Raw genomic sequence first — 16,846 nt, forward strand, 5'->3', positions numbered from 1 at the left:
CGGCTAAACCATTCCGCGTTTTTCGACACGGCTCCCGGAGAGATCCCTTCGGATATAAAAGCCATTCGGGATGGCTTCCTGTACCAGCGGAACGTGCGAAATCAGCCCAACTGCGCGGTTCTGACTGACAAGAGTATTGAGCGCTTGCAGGACCTGGTCGAGTGTACCGGTGCCATTTTCGGTATCGAGGCTGCCAAAGCCCTCATCAATGAAGATGGTATCGAGACGGACCTTGCCATTTGCGCTTTCAACGACATCTGCAAGACCGAGCGCCAGCGCGAGAGCCGCAATGAAACTCTCGCCACCGGAGAGCGTCGTGGTGGGGCGTGGTTTCCCCGTATAGGTGTCATGCACATGAATGCCGAGACCCCGCCTGCCGCGCCCGGACCCTTCAAGGGCGCGTTCCAGCTTATACCGTCCGCCAGACATCGGGTTTAGACGCTGATTAGCAGCAAAAAGGACCTGATCGAACATGGCGCCGATCGCAAAAGTCTCAAGGTCAATATTGTGGGCGTTCTTGGAATCGAAAAGTGCTGCCAGTTCGCGCAACGGCCCGCTTTCTGCTTCTGCCTTTTCAAGTCGGTTGATCGTCTCAGCGAGTTCAGCAAGCAACTTGTTCAACTGATCAACGCGCGCTTTCGCTTTTGCGAGCTGTGTCTGCGCGTTTTGAAGCGCCATATCAGCATCCAGCAAAGCTAGTTCGAACGGAGGCACGGCAGGGCGCTCGAGAGTTGCGACCACTTCTTTGGCTTTCCGTGCCGTTTCTTCTGCGACAAACAATGCGCGGTGGTAGTTTTCGACAGTCTCCCGGTCCTTTTCGATAGTGGCGAAAGTGGGCTTGAGCGCGAGATACTCGTCATGGGTCAGAGCCGCCGATTCCAAACGCAAGGTGAACTCGCCTCTGGCACGCGTATGTCGGCTTTGTTGTTCTTCGACCCGCCCCTGAGCGCCTTCCTGTTCTTTCTTCAGGCTTAGTACTGCTTCTCTTGTTGTTGTTGCTGCATCCAATGCCTCCCGTCGCGCGGCTTCCCGTATCATCAGAGCCTCGCCACGATTTTCTATATCCTCGGCAAGACGTGCGGCATCGCGATGTGCTTCCGGGATATCGGAATGCATTTCTTCAAGGCGCGTTTGCGCTGTGGCGAGTTCTGTTTCTGCCAATTGAAGTGCCGTGCGATGTTGATCGCGGATTTGATCTTCCGCCGCCAATCGTCTTTCTGTTTCTTCGAGTTGGCTTTCGTCAAGAGCGATGTCCAGATGGGGACCGAGTGCTTTGCCCGCGTCTGCAATCTGCTCAAGTTCTGCGCGCAGCTCCATCAAGGGGCGCTCGGATGGGCTCAATTCTTGCAGACGCTTCTGGCGTTCCGCGAGAATACCCTGCGCGGATACGAGACCTGCATGCGTATCGCGTTCCACGGACTGCCGCTTTTCCCAGTTTTCTTTCGTCTGGCGAAATGCGTCATTGAGACCAGGGTGATGTGGATTGCCAGTCGCTGGCATCGGATGATCATTCGCGCCGCAAACCGGGCACGGCTCTCCGGGAATGAGTTTGCTTGCCAGATGCAGCGCCTGGGCACTGGAAAGCTGCCGCTCAGCTTCAATAAAAGCAGTTTTCGCTTCGTTTGCCGCTCTCTGTTCTTCAAGGTGACGCGCAGACAACGTGTCGACCAGCGCCTTTGATGAGGCGATGTCGACCAGCACCTTCTCAATGACCTCAGCATGTTTAATCGCATGCTCAAGCTGAGTTCGTTTCGCGAGCAACTCCTGTCGCTTGCCGGCAGTCAGTCGCGCCGCTTTCAAACTGTCTTGCTGTTTCTTCTTGCGATCAAGGAGGGCGGCAATTGTCTCAAGGCTCTTTTGCAGGGCGGTATGGTACTTCCGGCGCTCATCGGTCGCCTCTGCAACGGTCTGCGATATGGCAATGGATCGCTCAAGAACTTGCTGCTGACGCCGCATCGCGTCGATATCACGTCGCAATTGTTCAATCTCGTGTGCCTTGGCTTCCTCGGCTTCATGTGCGGTTCGGGCACGTAGTTCGTCTTCGGTCGCAGTGTCCAGTTTATGAGCCGACACACCGAGGGCCGCTTCTGCTGAGGCCAGTTCCGCTGTTGTTTCCAATGCATGTCGCTCAACGTCGAGCAACAGGCGGGCACGTTCGGCGGATTGCAGCTTCTTGGCGATTGCTTCAATCTCGGAGGTCTGTTGCTGCAGACCAACCACCTCTCTTGAGGTCTTGATAGCCGTCTCAAACAGTTGATCCAGCGCTTTGGCGGTCTCAAGAGCCGTTTGCGCCTTCTTCTGCGCCTCTCGGTGACTGGCTTCAACAGCCGCCAGAGTGATGCAGGATGTGTTGCTCACTTCAATACCCGACTTCAGGGCATCGAGATTTTCAAAACCTTCGGCACTTAGCCGACGCGTGAACACTTCCCGCTCCGTTCGAAACTGTCGTTCGACCGCCTCAGCATCGGCTTTCATCCGCGCTGCAAGTCGCCGATAGAGGGAAACGTTGAACAGGTCGCGCAGAATGCCAAGACGCGCCTTGGTATTAGCAGCAAGGAAGGCTTCAAATCGGCCCTGCGGTAAAAGCACAATCTGGCGAAACTGATCGGCGCCATAGCCAAGCAGTTCCTCGACGGCTTTTCCAACCGGACCGACTTTCTTTTCTTCGATCACCTTTCCTGGACGGTCCGGCGTAATGTCGTCGAGCGCCATGCCTGTCGCATCGAACAGCCAGGCCTCGTGGGGGTCTCTGGTCTCGCCATTTCCGCGCTGTTTTGGCCGGGACTGTTCCGGTCTGCGGCGCACGACATAACGGCGATCCGCAATATCGAACACAAATTCGACTTCCGTTGGAAGGCTAGCATCAGCATTATCGGATCGCAGGCTCGGCGTTTCTTGCTCCGCCTTCGCGGCTTCTCCAAAGAGAGCAAAGGTCATGGCGCTGAAAATTGTCGATTTGCCGGAACCGGTCTGGCCATAAATACCGAACAGGCCCGCATTCACGGCTTCACGGAAATCGACGATTTCCTGCTCATTATAAGGCCCGAAAGCCTGCATTGTCAGGCGAACGGGCTTCATGCCGCACCCTCCGACTGATGAAGATCGCTCAAGGCCGTTTCAACGACACTGCGCTCCGGATCCGTGATCGGATCAACACGAACCTGTTCGACAAAGGCTGCAACCAGATCCATTGGCTTGATCGCCTGAAACTCCGAAATCGAAAGCGATTGTGGCGCGCTCACGCGCTCATCGCGCTGATACGTCAGCTGGCATGCATTTGGAAATACGTCGCGTAGTCGCTTCATGGCTTCGATAATCGGTGTCTCGTCTGTCAGGACGGCCTTGATGAAATCTCCCGAGGGTTCATGGGCAAGCAGTTCCGCATGACGACCCTTCAAAACCCGTACTTCTCTGGTGGGCTGAAATGGGATTTCATCAATGGCCACTACACCATCCGCATTGAGCTCCACGAGGCTCATCGATTTCACATGATCTGCTTCGTCGAAGCCGAAGGCGAGCGGCGCGCCGGAATAGCGAATGTGGTCGCTTCCGACCATTTGTGGACGGTGTAAATGTCCAAGCGCTACGTAGGACGCGCCAGAAAAGACATTTGCGCTTACGGTTTCAATCCCCCCTACACGGGCAAGTGGTCGTTCGGCATCGCTTGGTTCTGCGCCAGCCACGAAAGCATGGGCCAGTATGACCCAGCGCGCGCCATCTGGAACATGTCTGCGTGCGGCGGCCACCTGAGCCTTCAACACGTCTTCGGGCGTGGCCAGTGTTTCGTCGGCAAAGCATTCGCGCGCTGCATATTCATAGGAAAATGGCAGGCCGGAAAAAGCAACAACGCCATGATCGTCATGAAGCATAAATGGCCGTTCGTCGGCGGAGATCATCCCGCGGACCATGCCGCGTCTTATATCATTCATGACCGACATGGATTCAATTCTGTCGCCGGAATCATGGTTTCCGGCGATCAGCAAAACAGCGGCATCCGTTTCCGTTGCGACACGCCGCATGAACGTATTGAACTGACGCACCGCTGTTGCTGGAGGCGCAGCCCGATCAAAAATATCGCCCGCAATTATGAGGGCCTTCGGTTGATGACGATGGATCGCTTCGACGATTTGATTGAGAGCCGCGCCGTGATCCTCTTCCAGCGATATTCCGTTGAATTGCCGCCCCAGATGCAAGTCCGCAGTGTGAAGAAATTTCATTCAAATCTCATATACTTATTTCAGTCGATAACAGACAACCGATGCACTCACCGCTTCAATAATCGAAATTCCCTTTGCGGCAACCGGCGACGCTCATCCACCCGAGCAGGCTGACGCTTTGGCCCGACCCACGCCCCATGACAGTTGCCCCTGTATTATGGTCAATGTCTGTCGGCCATTCGAGAATGTGGTTCCTTTGTCGCCCATGGCGGCAAGATCAATCGCTGGTTTTCCGTTGACGACAACAGACGCATGCTCTCCCATAAGGCGCACCGCAAGCTTCGTGCCGTCTTCGCAAACATAGTTGCTAACGGGGTAGGGGTTGCCCGCACCAACCGAAGCGGCAAGCGCAACATTCATCAAGCCGCCAAACAGTAAAACGCTGCTCGCTGCGATCGACAGATTTTTCAGCATTGGTCCTCTCCTGATTAAAACAGTGCGGTGGGAAACTCGGCGCGTGAAAAATACCGCGTACAGGCGGTATTGGTCAAATGTCCCGCGTTCGACAAATCTGTAATCACCATTGTCGATAAAAAGTCTATGCCGTAACAATAACTTCGGAAATTAAATAGAAATCGGGGCTGTTGAATGGTTACGATCTTTTCTCTTTCCGTCTACATGTCCCTCCTGGCATTTGCCGTATTGGGAGGAGCGTTCTTTCTGCTCGGGCACGGAATGCTTTATGTCTTTGCGAATTATGCAAAACGTGACCCGCTCTCCATTCCGATAGGGGCTTTTATAGCCACCGTGGCGACCGCATGGGCGCTAGCGCTTGGATTTGTGGCGGCGGATATCTGGGCGATTACGTCAAAGGCAAACCAGGCCACGAGCGATGAGCGCTCGGCCATTGTCCGACTGGTCGGTATTGCAGATTCACCAGAGGTGAATGCTGTTCCCCTTCGGGAGGCTTTGATGCATTACAGAACAGCGGTCGTAGACGATGAGTGGGTTAAGAACATCAATCTGTCCCCGGCTGTTTCTGTTGAAAAGGCTCTGCAAGGAATTCGTGATGTAATACTGAGAATGGGCAGGGAAAACATTCCAGCACCTATCATTTCTCATCTTTTGAATGATCTTGATATTCTGCAAGACGCCAGAAGCATGCGGCTGTCTGTTGGTGCTACATCTGTTGATTCCTATAAATGGTATCTTGTTATTTCGCTGACGATCATGACAATCATCACGATTGCTTCCACGCATTCCGACAGAATTCGCGCCGGACGCGTCGCTCTTCTCATATATGCACTCAGCGCAACACTCTGTTTGTGGATCCTTGCCATTCATGCCAATCCCTATCAGGGGCCAGCCAGGCTGGAACCAGCGGTTTTGCTGACGTCGCTTTGATTGGGGCACGCCAGTCTTAGCACTACTGCCCTTGAAACTAGACATTGCGACAGTTTGCAGTTTTTCGCTGGGCCGGTGACGAGGATGGTAATTCAGAACGGGCTTTGTCGCAAATATTTCAGCGGATTAAGGGCGACCCTATTTCTGGACATAATTATGCTGCGAGCTACTCAAAGGCTAGGGCATCTCCCTATGGGTCATGGTCACCGACAAGCTGCAGTCCTACTCTGCAACCAAGGAGGAATTGATGCTGGAAGAGCATCAAAAGAATTTGCTCGGAACCACCCATGGGGTTTCGGCGTCGGCACCCTCTGCGCCCTTACCTTTTGTCAGCGTTTTCCAATCGGTCGACTTCATGGTGCCGTCGAACTGATTGAGCGGATACATCATGATCCCCTTCAGAACAGCCCGTATTTCACTTCGGTCGTCCTGCGTGTCGTCCAGAAACACACGCGGAATGACATTGCCGGTATTGGTCGAAGCGCGAAACACTTTCGTAATTCCCTTGGGCACTTCGCCATGCCAGCCAGGCCCGACAAGGAGGTAAAAGCCAGGCGTTGTGCCATACATCTTGCCAAGCGGAGCAAAGCCATCCGTTCTGGAATTAACCACCTGATAAACCCAAAATCGGTCACCAAAATCTGGCACCTGGATAACAACAGGCGATTTGTCCAGAGCGATCAGCCCACCGCCATAAACGACATCCTGATTGGGACAGGCGACCAGACGTACATCCGGCGGGAAGTAATCTGTTAGCATGGTTAGCTCATTTGGCGGAGCCATCGGAGCCGCTCCGACATACATTCTTTCCGGAATTTCGCTGTATGAGGCGCGGCGATTGGCCATGTTCACGAGTGGCCATGCCCAGAAATAAGCGTCGCGAGCCACAAGGCGAGCATAGGCATCGGTGATCCTCGTGCCTGGAACGGGACCATTCGGCATCGAAGCGGCTATTGAGGGCGACAGGGCAATTGGTTCAGCGCGGACCTGCTGACACAAGGCATAACAAGGTTAACGGAGTGATCGCACAACTGTCCAATCGGGAGGTCATGACCGACCCGATGGCTCAAAGCATGATGCGCTACGCCTTTTGCTCTAATTTACATTTGGTTAGGAGCGGCAGCAAATTTCTTCCAAGACCGGGAGGGCCAGATGTCGCAAGAAACACAAGAGATAGGCCGCGTTGCGGCTTTGGACGGTTTGCGTGGCCTGGCTATTCTTCTCGTGATCATATTTCATCTGACGTTGTTCTATCCCTTTGCCGAAGCTGAAAAGTCTCTCTTCTATATGGCAGGAGGAATTGGCTGGATCGGCGTCGACTTGTTTTTTGTACTCTCGGGCTTTCTAATAACCGGAATTCTGCTCGACGCAAAAGGCCGCGACAAGTATTTCACCAATTTCTTTGCGAGAAGAACATTAAGAATTTTTCCCATTTATTATTTCGTCTTATTGTTTGTGTTCGTCATTTTGCCGATGTTCGGCATGTTCTATACGCCAGAACTAAACTTCGTTAAGGCATACCAGCCATTCTTCTGGACATATCTAACCAATTGGGGCTTCGTCGCAGCCGGAGGCGCGCGCTACTTTAATACGAGCTGGCTCACCCTCGTTCACTTTTGGTCTCTTGCGGTTGAAGAGCAGTTTTATATTTTCTGGCCGTTTGTCGTTTATTTTCTGAACCGTCGATTATTCGTCCAGGCCTGTGTTGCTTTGTTTCTCATCGCACTTTCCGGACGGTTTGCAATTGCAATTTTTGGAATACCGCAAGGTGCGGCTTACACGCTCACTCCATTCCGTATCGATACGCTCGTTGTCGGCGCTTTGATCGCAGTTGGGGTTCGCAATCAAACAACGAGATCAAGGCTGGTCACGTTGGCGCCCTGGGTGCTACTTCTTGCGGCAATATTCACGACAATTGTCTTCTTTCTGCATGGCGGTGTCTGGTTCGCCGATCGATGGATGCACACGGTTGGATTCTCAATTTTAGCGTTGGGTTGGGGCGGGTTGTTGATCATGTGTCTGCCTGAATACGGCAGCCGTGTTCTGAACTCGCTGTTCCAGACGTCTACTTTGCGCTTTTTCGGGAAATATAGCTACGGCCTGTATGTGCTCCACCCCTTTGTTTTGGAACAATATTCATCCTCAACCGATTTCTATGCGCAACTTGAAATTCCGGAAACAATCGCCGCGATTGCCTTTATCGTTGTTGGAATTGCACTGTCGGTTGTTCCCGCGTTGTTGTCATGGCATCTGTTGGAAAAGCGGTTTTTGGGTTTCAAACGGTTCTTCGAAGCAAAACAACCCTCTGTTAATCCGACTTATCCGATGCAAGCTGAGAAAAGAGCGTTGTGAAGCGCCGTAACACTTTAACCGTAATGAGCTGCCTAAATACACCTGAACGGAACAATCTGGATAATTATGGCTTCGAAGATCCCGTCCGTGACGCGTCAGGCTTCAGATCATTCATTCCTTGCATCCTACCATGACACCGGGTTTGACGACTTTCGGCAGTTCTTCCGTATCCCCGTTTGTAAGGTGCACACAACCATGGCTCGATGTTTTGCCGATGCGTGAAGGGTCGGGGGTGCCATGAATACCGTAAGTGGGTTTGGAAAGCACAATCCATACCGTACCAACGGGACCGTTTGGCCCAGGCGGAATGGTCAGAACGCCTTCATTGGCTCCCTGTCTGAAGTTGGTCCAGGGATTGTGGGTATAATTGGTTGTCAGATCATTTTTCCGGCCCGCACCAGCCGGGCAAGTAGCCGGCGGCCTTGCGTCTGGCCAATCGCAGGGCCTCCCTCGCCGCCTTGTTGAAGTCGTCCTTCAAGTCGTGTGGATCGATGTGGCGTCGAAAGAAGTCCGCCCACAGGAACTCGGCGAAGGGCGCGGTATCCTTGGCGTAGCCCCCAAGACGCCTCACCTCACCGGCAAGACTACGGAAGGGATCGTCAACGAGACCTTCCACAGTCTTTGGAAGATCGCCATAGGGCCGCCGCTTGCCGGAGGCGTCGAACGGGTGCATCCAGGCGCGATTGTCCAGAACGGTCAGGAAGGCGTCCTTGTGGAGTGTGGACAGATCGCAGATGACCGTGACCAAGACCTGCTCGATGGCCTCCTGGTGCAGGGCGAGGGCCAGATGGTGGTGGTCCACGATGTGGTAGCGGCCCTTGGGCCCAATGACGGCAGGAAGGGAATGGCCGGCCAGGAAGATGCCCGCCTTACCGGTCGTCATCGATTGGATCTCCTTGCGTTTCAACGCCACTTCGCGCATCCCCACGGTCATCTGGGTGGGACGCAACGCACTCACGGAAACGGTATGCAACAGAGGGAGTATGTTCGTGGACATGGCTCATTCCTTGCTGGCAGCTGATGGTGACGTGTCTCGCTCCCCCGTCAGTGCGCGCACGGTTTCATCGACACTGCGATAGACCCCGGCCGGACCCAGCATGGCGGTGATGCCGAAGCGCTGCAACGCTTCTTGCGCCCTGACCGATTCCAGCCGGGCGATAGAGAAAGTAGCCCCGGCACTGTGGCAATAGGCGATTACCTCGCGTAAGGCCTGTGCCGCCGTATAGTCAATGTCGGTGACGCTACTGGCTTCAAACACGACATGCTGCAGGCCGCCCATGCGCTTTGCCACCAAACTGCGGAAGTCCTGGCCGAAACGGGCGGCATTGAGGAAGGACAGTGGCGCCTGGAAGGCCGCTACCAGCACGCCGTTGACCTGCTCGCCCCGCGGTTTTCCGTCGGGAGGCCACCAAATGGAGGTTCCCGCAACGTGCTCGAATTCGATCGCCCGGACCTGTGTGATGGTCCATACACCATGCAGCAGCGACAGGCCGATGCCAATGGTCACACCGATCTCGATTGGCAACGCCACGATGGCGAGTGCGGTGGCGATGATCAGCAGGAATTCAGTTGGCGCCTGGCTCAGCGTCGCTGTAAAGGTCTGCCAGCGTATAACGCGCAGGGCGATGAAGAACAGGACGCCGGCCAGCGCCGCCTGCGGCACGTTCTTGAGCAAGTTTGCGCCGAACAGCATCAACAGCAGAACAATGGCCGCGGCAAGCAGGGCGGCCACCTGAGAGCGCCCACCCGTCTCGACGGCGATGGCGGTGCGCGGCGGGCTGGAATTGACCGGAAAAGCTCCGACGAGGCCGCAAAACAGGCTTCCTGCGCCGACGCCGACGAAATCGCGGTTGACGTCACCCGCCCCCGGAGCCTTGGCTCCGGCGAAGGAGCGCGTGGTGGCTGCCGTCTGCACCATGATGACAACAGCGAGCAACAGCGTCAGCGGCACCAGCGTGCGCATGTCCTGGAACGTCACCTGAGGCATATGAAGGCCGGGCGTAGCTGTCGGAATCGTGCCAAGCACCGCCACACCGTGCGCTGGCAGGCCAAAGGTGATCACTGCCAGCGTGCTTAGCGCCAGCGCTACAAGTGCTCCGGGAATACGCGCGCTGATGCGCTCACAAAGCACAATGATGACAAATACTGAGATGCCGATGATCGCGCTGTAGGGATTTATTCCGCCAAGCGTGTCATAGACAGCAGCGAGACGATGGAAGACGTCGCCGCTTCCGGGGGGAAGCCCAAACAATTCCGGCAATTGCGAAACGACGATGTGGATGGCTATGCCGGCCAGGAAGCCGGCCGTGACTGGAACGGAGAGCAGGTCGGCGATCCAGCCGAGCCGCAACAGCCCGGCAGTAACCATCGTGGCGCCGACCATGAGCGCCAGCAGTGCTGCGAGCGCAGCGTAATGCGGCGAACCCGACGCAGCCAGGAGCGCTAGCCCGGCGGCGAAGATCGGGGTGATGGTGGAATCCGCACCCACCGACAGGTGTCGGCTCGCGCCGAACAACACGAAAGCCGCGGTGCCGGCGAGGAAGGCGAGGAAACCTGTCTGCGGGGAAAGGTCGCCGAGACGCGCGGTGGCCATCTGTTCGGGAATGGCGATGGCCGCCAATGTCAGACCGGCGAAGGCGTCGCCGCCAAGATCGCTAGGCTTCCAGCCGCGAAAAGAGACAAACAGCCAGGGCCGTTTTGTGTCTGTTGCCTGTGTCGCCCCGTCCTGCATCCCCATATCTTTCCGATTGCATCAGAAGCACCTGCCCATAATGTGCGTCCGTATTGATCCACTAGCAACGCATTCACCGGCAAAGAGTTGCCGGATCTGTCACAAAGCTAACTGCGCGCTATGGATAATTTTGACCAAAACCTGAATAGATTTCATCTCCTCAGTGTGGACAGCAACTACGGCTTAAGCGGATAGGGCGCTCTTCACCGACAGGTCGAAGCCGAGCTTTATTGTATGGAAGCCATGTCTCATGGCTAGAACATTCATGATGTCTTTAGCCGCTCACCAGCACTCCGATATTGGACGACCGTCCTCATCTGACATCGGGACGGCTAATTCGAAAATACGACCGCGGCATTTTGGTTGCATGCGTGTCACCAGGTCGGAGTCAGGGCTTTCGTCCAGGCAGAAATATCAGACTTCTCCGCCCAAGTGTTGACCCGCAAACTGACGGATGCGAGCGATATCGAATATATCGCGAGGCTGCATCGATGTGCTCTTATAAAATATTGTTGAGCGACGGACGCGATTTAGCGCGCAACCCGATAGTGTGAAAAGGTGTCAAAATGTATTTGAAAACAAATAATTAGCGACGTTCTGATTGAATCATATCGGAGCTCTAATATGTAATACTTGTTTCCGGTCGCTTTCATAGCGGCGTCTATGGCAGAGATTTACGCTATGCTAGCTGTTCGTGCTGGTCGAAAACAATAGCACTCAATCTCTACTGGATTTTGTAAGATGAACACTAAGCATGACCGGTAATCTCCACCCCTCAATGCAGTGGCGATCTACGGTTATTCTGTGAACACGACCATGACGCCGGGCTTGACGATTTTCGCGAGTTCTTCCGCATCCCAGTTCGTAAGACGCACACAACCATGGCTCGATGTTTTGCCGATACGTGAAGGATCAGGCGTGCCATGAATACCGTAAGTGGGTTTGGAAAGCGCAATCCATACCGTACCGACGGGACCGTTTGGCCCAGGCGGAATGGTCAGAACGCCTTCATTGGCTCCCTGTTTGAAGTTGATCCTGGGATTGTATGTATAATTGGGATTGATCGCTATTCGTTTGACCTGAACCGTGCCCGAAGGAGAAGGAGTGTCCGAAGAGCCGATCGTTGACGGGTAGGCTACCTTCAGCTTTCCATCTGAACCATAGCCCCGAACCTGTTTGCGACCTTTATCTGCTATGATATGGGCAATCGGCGTGCGTTTGGCTTTGCCGAGATTGGGAACTTTGATGATCGAGCCTGGTTGATTGAAATTCACCCCTGGATTGATCTCTTTGAGGAAACCCTCATCGATTTGAAACCGCTCGGCAAGCATTTCCGTGACTGAGGTATAAGCCATTGCTGGCAATTGGGCTTTCAAAGCGTAGTCAGCGGGGATTTCTGCAACAAACTGCCTGCCAACATCTTCATTTGTGATGAGGTAATCCTTGAAAGCTGGTCCGCCGGTATTCTCTAGTTCGGTCTGAACCGCTGCGGGATCGGCTGGATTGATAAATCTACCCGTGATTTCGCCAAAAGCCGCAGCGGCCTTGTCGACATTGCTGCCGGAACGCCCATCGATTGCGCCGGGCGACGCGCCAGCCCTGTTCAACATGATCTGATAGGCTGCAATCTGTTCTTTGGAACCAACGCCTCTTGGCATTTCTATCGCGGGTGCCATGTCGTCGGCAGTTGGAACATAAGTCGATGAAGTTTCCTGACGAGTTGGTTGTGTGCGATTGATGCTGCCAGTGGTCATCTGGTCGAGTTCCGCTTCGATCGGTGCAGTTGACCCCACTAATGCGGGCGGTCGGATATCTTTTACCTGCAAAAGCAGTCCATTGATCGAACGGTCAATTGAGTAAGACGGCATGGAATGGCGTTGGTGCTGTTCGAAAGATTGTCGCACTATCCCATGTTCAAAAAATAGCGTCGCTGCGTTGCCCGAACTGACTAGCACGCCGGAAACTAGAACAATACTCAATGTGAATTTGGATAAAAGTGCGAAGTGCGACATACCGTAAGCCTGATTGGACCCGATAAGTATTCGCCGGATTATGGTTAAATATTCGTTGCGGACGCTTCCCTAGGCAAGAAATTGGGTTGAATACAATCCGAGAGCTCTCGCTCGGCCTTGCTATGATCATAATGGGACTTACACCGTTACCCCATCTTATTGGCATGTCAGCTATGCGAAACTGGCGCTTCTGTCTGAGATCACGCGGACCTATATGCTGTTTGCAACAAAGAGAGAATTTTTGAGGAGAGAGAAATGAACCTGATCCGCTCGTACAGCAACTGGCGCCGTTATCGTAACACTGTAAACGAACTGAGCCGCCTGAATGCTCGTGAACTGAACGATCTGGGCATCATGGCTTCGGAAATCCCGTCCGTAGCTCGTCAGGCTTCAGGTCGCTGATAATTCTTGATTATCGCTGAGGACCTTCCTCCCAATCCTCGGCGATCAGAGACCAGCATCTTCCTCCCAAGGTCTGGTCTTCCAATAAACACCCGTCGCTCCTCCCGCGGCGGGTGTTTTATTTTCGGGGAGTGAAACCCCACGCCTAGCAGGCCCTATCTCTCCTCCGACTGATCATCCGGACGACAGGGCCAGCACGCGAATTGCTTGCAGATGAGCATGCATGGCTTGGTGGGCGCGCTCGCTTTGCCCTGCTTCAATTGCATCAACTATTGCAAGATGCATCTTACTCTGTTCGGTTGCATATTCGCGTTTGCGTGCTTCGCGAAAGATCGCATCGTGTCTCCGCTGCCAGGTTGAGCGTCCCCGGACCGAGGCGAGAGAGCTGAAGATTGCGGCGAGAAGAGTATTGCCGCTCGATCGCGCGACGGCCTTGTGAAAGGCATTATCCAAACGTTCATACTCCCGCCAGTCACGAGCGGTACCTGTCGCGAGAGCAAGCTCGCGCAAGGTCGAGAGGTCATCTTGTGTGGCATACTGGGCCGCAGCCGCAGCAAGAGCTGGTTCATAAACCAACCTCGCGTCCATGAGGTCCTGAGCGGATGCGGTTTCGATGATACGGTCGATTGGCCGTTCGATATTCGAGGCGGGAGGGCCCATGAAAGTGCCCTTACCCTGATGACGCCACACCAAACCTTCGATCTCAAGCAGCCTAAGTATCTTTCGCGTTGTCTCCCGGCTACAACCGAGTGTCGTCGACAAAATGCGTTCAGGGGGGATTTTGTCCTGCGGACTGAACTCCTGGTCTTCAAGAAGCTTGCGCATGCGTTGCATCGCCTCAGCGGTCGACATGCGTTCTCTCATCTGGCGAAGCTCCATACCAATTTGTAGACCAATTAAGGACAGCCCTATTCCCCAAGCAATGGTCGGTCAAGCCGACGCACATTTGATGGACAAATAGATGCGCGTTGATCCTTTTTTGTTACTCATGATTGCTGCGGTTGTTTTGGCAACCGTCTTCCCCGCCACTGGAAATGCCGCCGATGTGGTCGGTATGCTGGGAACCATTGGCGTTGCCCTACTGTTCTTCGGGCACGGAGCAGCTCTATCTCATAGCGCGATTGTTTCGGGCTTGAAGCAATGGCAATTGCATGGATTTATTTTTGCGACGACCTTTTTGGTGTTCCCTTTGATCGTGCAGCCTTTGCGGCTTATTCCAGAAAGCATTCTGCCGCAAGATCTGGTCCTCGGCTTCGTCTATCTGGGCGTTTTGCCTTCCGCTATCTCCAGCTCGATTGCCTACACCGCCATGGCAAAGGGCAATGTGCCGGCTGCGGTCTGCAATTCGGCTGGGTCCAATGTCTTTGGATTGTTGCTGACACCGCTTCTGATGACGATTTTCATGCGCTCATCTGGATCAGTCGATTTAGGACAGGCTTTGCGCGACGTGGTGGTTGAACTGCTGCTGCCCTTCGGGCTCGGACAAGCCTGCCATCGCTGGCTCGGGTCGTTCCTTTCGACGCGCAAGCATTGGTTGGAGAACTATGATCAGTCGGTGATTGTGCTGATCATATATTCGGCATTTTCTCAATCGGTGACTGCCGGGTTGTGGCAGGTTTTGCCGCCTTCGGGGCTTATCATGGCAATTGTCCTTTGCGTCGTGCTGCTGGCGGCTGTGATTGGATTGACAATGATGGGCTCGCGCTGGCTTGGATTTTCTCGTGAAGATGAGATCGCAGCCGTGTTCTGCGGATCAAAGAAAAGCCTCGCATCAGGGCTTCCACTAGCTCAGGTTTTGTTCGCCGGCTTGCCTGGGTTTGGTATGATGGTTTTGCCGATCATGCTCTATAACCAGATCCAGATTTTGGTAGGGGCCATTCTTGCGCGGCGCTACGCAATCCGCGCTTCCACGTCCAAAGCTGCTGTGCAGATAGATTGATATGGCAAAAGATGAAATCCTATCGACAGCACCAGCCGAATGGTTGTGTCCGTTAGAACGCCAGCCGCTTGCGATACAAGCCGCATAGAACGTGCGGCTGGCGATCCTTGAAGGACACTGGCGCAAGGGTCAACGACTGCCAAACGAAGCCGACTTGGCAAAAGACCTCAACGTGTCGCGCGCGACCTTGAGAGAGGCAATCGGTATGTTGGTTTTTGCCGGTATCGTGGTGCGCCGGCAAGGCTCTGGGTCGTTTATCCGGAAAGCAATCTGACATCGAGAGTGAAAAGTAGCGAGTTTTCGGTAGGTCCGGTGCTCATGGCGTTGTTACGCTCTAAAGAGCATCAGGCGAAAAAGGTTGGTTGAGATTGCTAATATACGGCAATGCCGCATAGATATTCGCATGCAGAGCGTAATCTAGGCTCCAACTTTTCTCACGCAAGCCAAGCGGTGCGGCTTGTCCGATGAGGAACTTCAAGGGCGTTGTCCGTTATCAGAAGATGATTGCGCTGATAGCGGTGGGGCTAGAATTCACGCGAATTTCCCAACTACAACTTTCCATTCCGCCCTCGCTTGCAGGCGGTGAATTTGGATGGCGAGAGCAGAGCGTTTAGAGCGGGGCGGGACAAACACATTGCGAAGAGCCGAGAAGATCGAAATGAGGTGTTGGAGGCTTCCTTGCGATCGGAAACCTTGCATCGTCCTTTCCCGCTTTCGCAGCGGCAGATGCGAATTCTCAGCTCGATTGTTGAGCCCCTTGTGCGACTGATGCTCGATTGCCGACATCACTTGCCGCCGGGCTGCTCCATAGGATCGCAGCTTGTCTGTAATCATGCGCTTTGGCGCGACGCCCCGTTTCTTCAATAGGCGTATCAGCAATCGCTTGGTGACCTTGGCGCTGCGGCGGTTCGGGACTATCTCATCAGGGACGTATCCGTCCTGATCAATGGCTCGTCAAAGCCAATATTTCTTACCAGCGATGCTGACGACGACTTCATCCAGATGCCGGATATCGTTTGAGCCTGGACGTTTCCTTTGGAGCCGACGGGCATAGTCCGGGCCGAATTTCAGTCCCCATCGATGGATGGTCTCATACGAAACGACAATATCGCGCTCCAGCAGCATTTCCTCGACCAAGCGCAGGCTCAGCGGAAAGCGAAAGTAGAGCCACACCACATGGGCGATGATCCTGGGCGGAAAACGGTGGCGTTTGTAGCAGATGGGCGAGTTGTTCATATGCCTGCATCTTATCGTAGCGGGGCCGAACAAACAGTCACTGTGACAACACCGTAACGGGCCATGTTTTTATTCGGATCCGATCTTTTGACATAGATATGGAACTGCTGGGCGATCATGCCAGAAAGATCGCTGAAACCGTCCCTCCCGTCTAACGACAGTTTTGAATCAATCAGCTCGGACTGGTTCATTTCGGTGAACTATCCCTGTGTTCCCGGTTTATTATCCGTCAAACGACGTAGAAATGGACGAAAGTTAGGGATGACTGTTTTTTGTCTCGATGGTAAAAAATAATTCACAGGATGAGGAGAGGGGCCATGGAGGGCAATCCCGATTTTCACAGGTCCGGTGCGTTGAAGTCGCTTCTGACCGAAGGCGAGGAAGTGATACGTACTGCACGCGCATTCGATCATCCAAACTGGCTCGATCGGATACCGGCTGTCCCGTTTATCGTGCTCGCACTTGCCTGTGGTTTTGGCACGCTCGTATTTATCACTCAGATTATTTAAATCCCGAGTGCTCTTTCCCGAGACGGGGGATGTGCAGACTTGGCTGTCTGCGCACTACATGATTTCGCCTAGGCGTAAATAAATCAGTTTAATTTTTGTTTCTG

14 protein-coding genes and 2 pseudogenes are annotated in these 16,846 nt (G+C 54.1%); 6 read left to right on the plus strand and 10 right to left on the minus strand.

Features of this window, described 5'->3' with window-relative positions:
• Positions 1 to 3: 3 nt before the first annotated feature.
• The 3 genes from QBD01_RS08275 to QBD01_RS08285 form a co-directional block, all read right to left on the minus strand.
• On the minus strand, positions 4 to 3,078 hold the full coding sequence (locus QBD01_RS08275; protein WP_280992399.1) for an SMC family ATPase: 3,075 nt from the start codon (positions 3,076 to 3,078) through the stop codon (positions 4 to 6).
• Complete coding sequence (locus QBD01_RS08280) at positions 3,075 to 4,217, minus strand: exonuclease SbcCD subunit D (RefSeq protein WP_280992400.1); 1,143 nt, start codon at positions 4,215 to 4,217, stop codon at positions 3,075 to 3,077. The genes QBD01_RS08275 and QBD01_RS08280 overlap by 4 nt, the downstream gene beginning before the upstream one ends.
• 93 nt (positions 4,218 to 4,310) lie before the next feature.
• The gene (locus tag QBD01_RS08285; protein ID WP_280992401.1) at positions 4,311 to 4,631 is read right to left on the minus strand and encodes a hypothetical protein; all 321 of its coding nucleotides are present in this window, start codon (positions 4,629 to 4,631) and stop codon (positions 4,311 to 4,313) included.
• A 174-nt stretch (positions 4,632 to 4,805) separates the two neighbouring features.
• Here QBD01_RS08285 and QBD01_RS08290 point away from each other — a divergent pair, with 174 nt between their 5' ends.
• Positions 4,806 to 5,561 (plus strand): hypothetical protein, encoded by a 756-nt coding sequence (locus QBD01_RS08290; RefSeq protein ID WP_280992402.1) that lies wholly within the window; start codon positions 4,806 to 4,808, stop codon positions 5,559 to 5,561.
• Between the two features lie 261 nt (positions 5,562 to 5,822).
• Here QBD01_RS08290 and QBD01_RS08295 read toward each other — a convergent pair whose 3' ends face one another.
• The gene (locus QBD01_RS08295) at positions 5,823 to 6,503 is read right to left on the minus strand and encodes a DUF1254 domain-containing protein (protein WP_280992403.1); all 681 of its coding nucleotides are present in this window, start codon (positions 6,501 to 6,503) and stop codon (positions 5,823 to 5,825) included.
• Positions 6,504 to 6,713: 210 nt separating this feature from the next.
• On the opposite strand from QBD01_RS08295, the gene QBD01_RS08300 reads away from it, so the two are divergent.
• Entirely contained in the window at positions 6,714 to 7,913 is a 1,200-nt protein-coding gene (locus QBD01_RS08300) for an acyltransferase (protein ID WP_280992404.1), read from the plus strand.
• A gap of 111 nt (positions 7,914 to 8,024) precedes the next feature.
• Here QBD01_RS08300 and QBD01_RS08305 read toward each other — a convergent pair.
• The 4 genes and pseudogenes from QBD01_RS08305 to QBD01_RS08320 form a co-directional block, all read right to left on the minus strand.
• A pseudogene (locus QBD01_RS08305) lies at positions 8,025 to 8,291 on the minus strand (L,D-transpeptidase); the annotation flags it as partial.
• A 1-nt stretch (position 8,292) separates the two neighbouring features.
• Entirely contained in the window at positions 8,293 to 8,910 is a 618-nt protein-coding gene (locus QBD01_RS08310; protein WP_280992405.1) for a ParB-like protein, read from the minus strand.
• 3 nt (positions 8,911 to 8,913) lie between these two features.
• Positions 8,914 to 10,650: a SulP family inorganic anion transporter gene (locus QBD01_RS08315; RefSeq protein WP_280992406.1), complete on the minus strand. Its 1,737-nt coding sequence runs from the start codon at positions 10,648 to 10,650 to the stop codon at positions 8,914 to 8,916.
• A 791-nt stretch (positions 10,651 to 11,441) separates the two neighbouring features.
• On the minus strand, positions 11,442 to 12,656 hold the full coding sequence (locus QBD01_RS08320; protein ID WP_392391340.1) for a L,D-transpeptidase: 1,215 nt from the start codon (positions 12,654 to 12,656) through the stop codon (positions 11,442 to 11,444).
• A 255-nt stretch (positions 12,657 to 12,911) separates the two neighbouring features.
• Here QBD01_RS08320 and QBD01_RS08325 point away from each other — a divergent pair, with 255 nt between their 5' ends.
• Positions 12,912 to 13,058: a DUF1127 domain-containing protein gene (locus tag QBD01_RS08325; protein ID WP_140905768.1), complete on the plus strand. Its 147-nt coding sequence runs from the start codon at positions 12,912 to 12,914 to the stop codon at positions 13,056 to 13,058.
• Positions 13,059 to 13,232: 174 nt separating this feature from the next.
• Here QBD01_RS08325 and QBD01_RS08330 read toward each other — a convergent pair whose 3' ends face one another.
• On the minus strand, positions 13,233 to 13,910 hold the full coding sequence (locus QBD01_RS08330; RefSeq protein ID WP_280992407.1) for an FCD domain-containing protein: 678 nt from the start codon (positions 13,908 to 13,910) through the stop codon (positions 13,233 to 13,235).
• Positions 13,911 to 14,019: 109 nt separating this feature from the next.
• Here QBD01_RS08330 and QBD01_RS08335 point away from each other — a divergent pair, with 109 nt between their 5' ends.
• Positions 14,020 to 14,997: a bile acid:sodium symporter family protein gene (locus QBD01_RS08335; protein WP_280992408.1), complete on the plus strand. Its 978-nt coding sequence runs from the start codon at positions 14,020 to 14,022 to the stop codon at positions 14,995 to 14,997.
• Between the two features lie 91 nt (positions 14,998 to 15,088).
• On the plus strand, positions 15,089 to 15,271 hold the full coding sequence (locus tag QBD01_RS25430; RefSeq protein WP_392391341.1) for a GntR family transcriptional regulator: 183 nt from the start codon (positions 15,089 to 15,091) through the stop codon (positions 15,269 to 15,271).
• A 257-nt stretch (positions 15,272 to 15,528) separates the two neighbouring features.
• On the opposite strand, the pseudogene QBD01_RS08340 reads toward QBD01_RS25430, so the two are convergent.
• Positions 15,529 to 16,233 (minus strand): annotated as a pseudogene (locus tag QBD01_RS08340) (IS6 family transposase).
• Between the two features lie 317 nt (positions 16,234 to 16,550).
• Between QBD01_RS08340 and QBD01_RS08345 the strand changes: the two are divergent.
• Positions 16,551 to 16,742: a hypothetical protein gene (locus QBD01_RS08345; protein WP_182522088.1), complete on the plus strand. Its 192-nt coding sequence runs from the start codon at positions 16,551 to 16,553 to the stop codon at positions 16,740 to 16,742.
• The last annotated feature ends 104 nt before the right edge of the window (positions 16,743 to 16,846 follow it).

This window comes from Ochrobactrum sp. 19YEA23, assembly GCF_029909865.1.
GTDB lineage: Bacteria > Pseudomonadota > Alphaproteobacteria > Rhizobiales > Rhizobiaceae > Brucella > Brucella gambitense.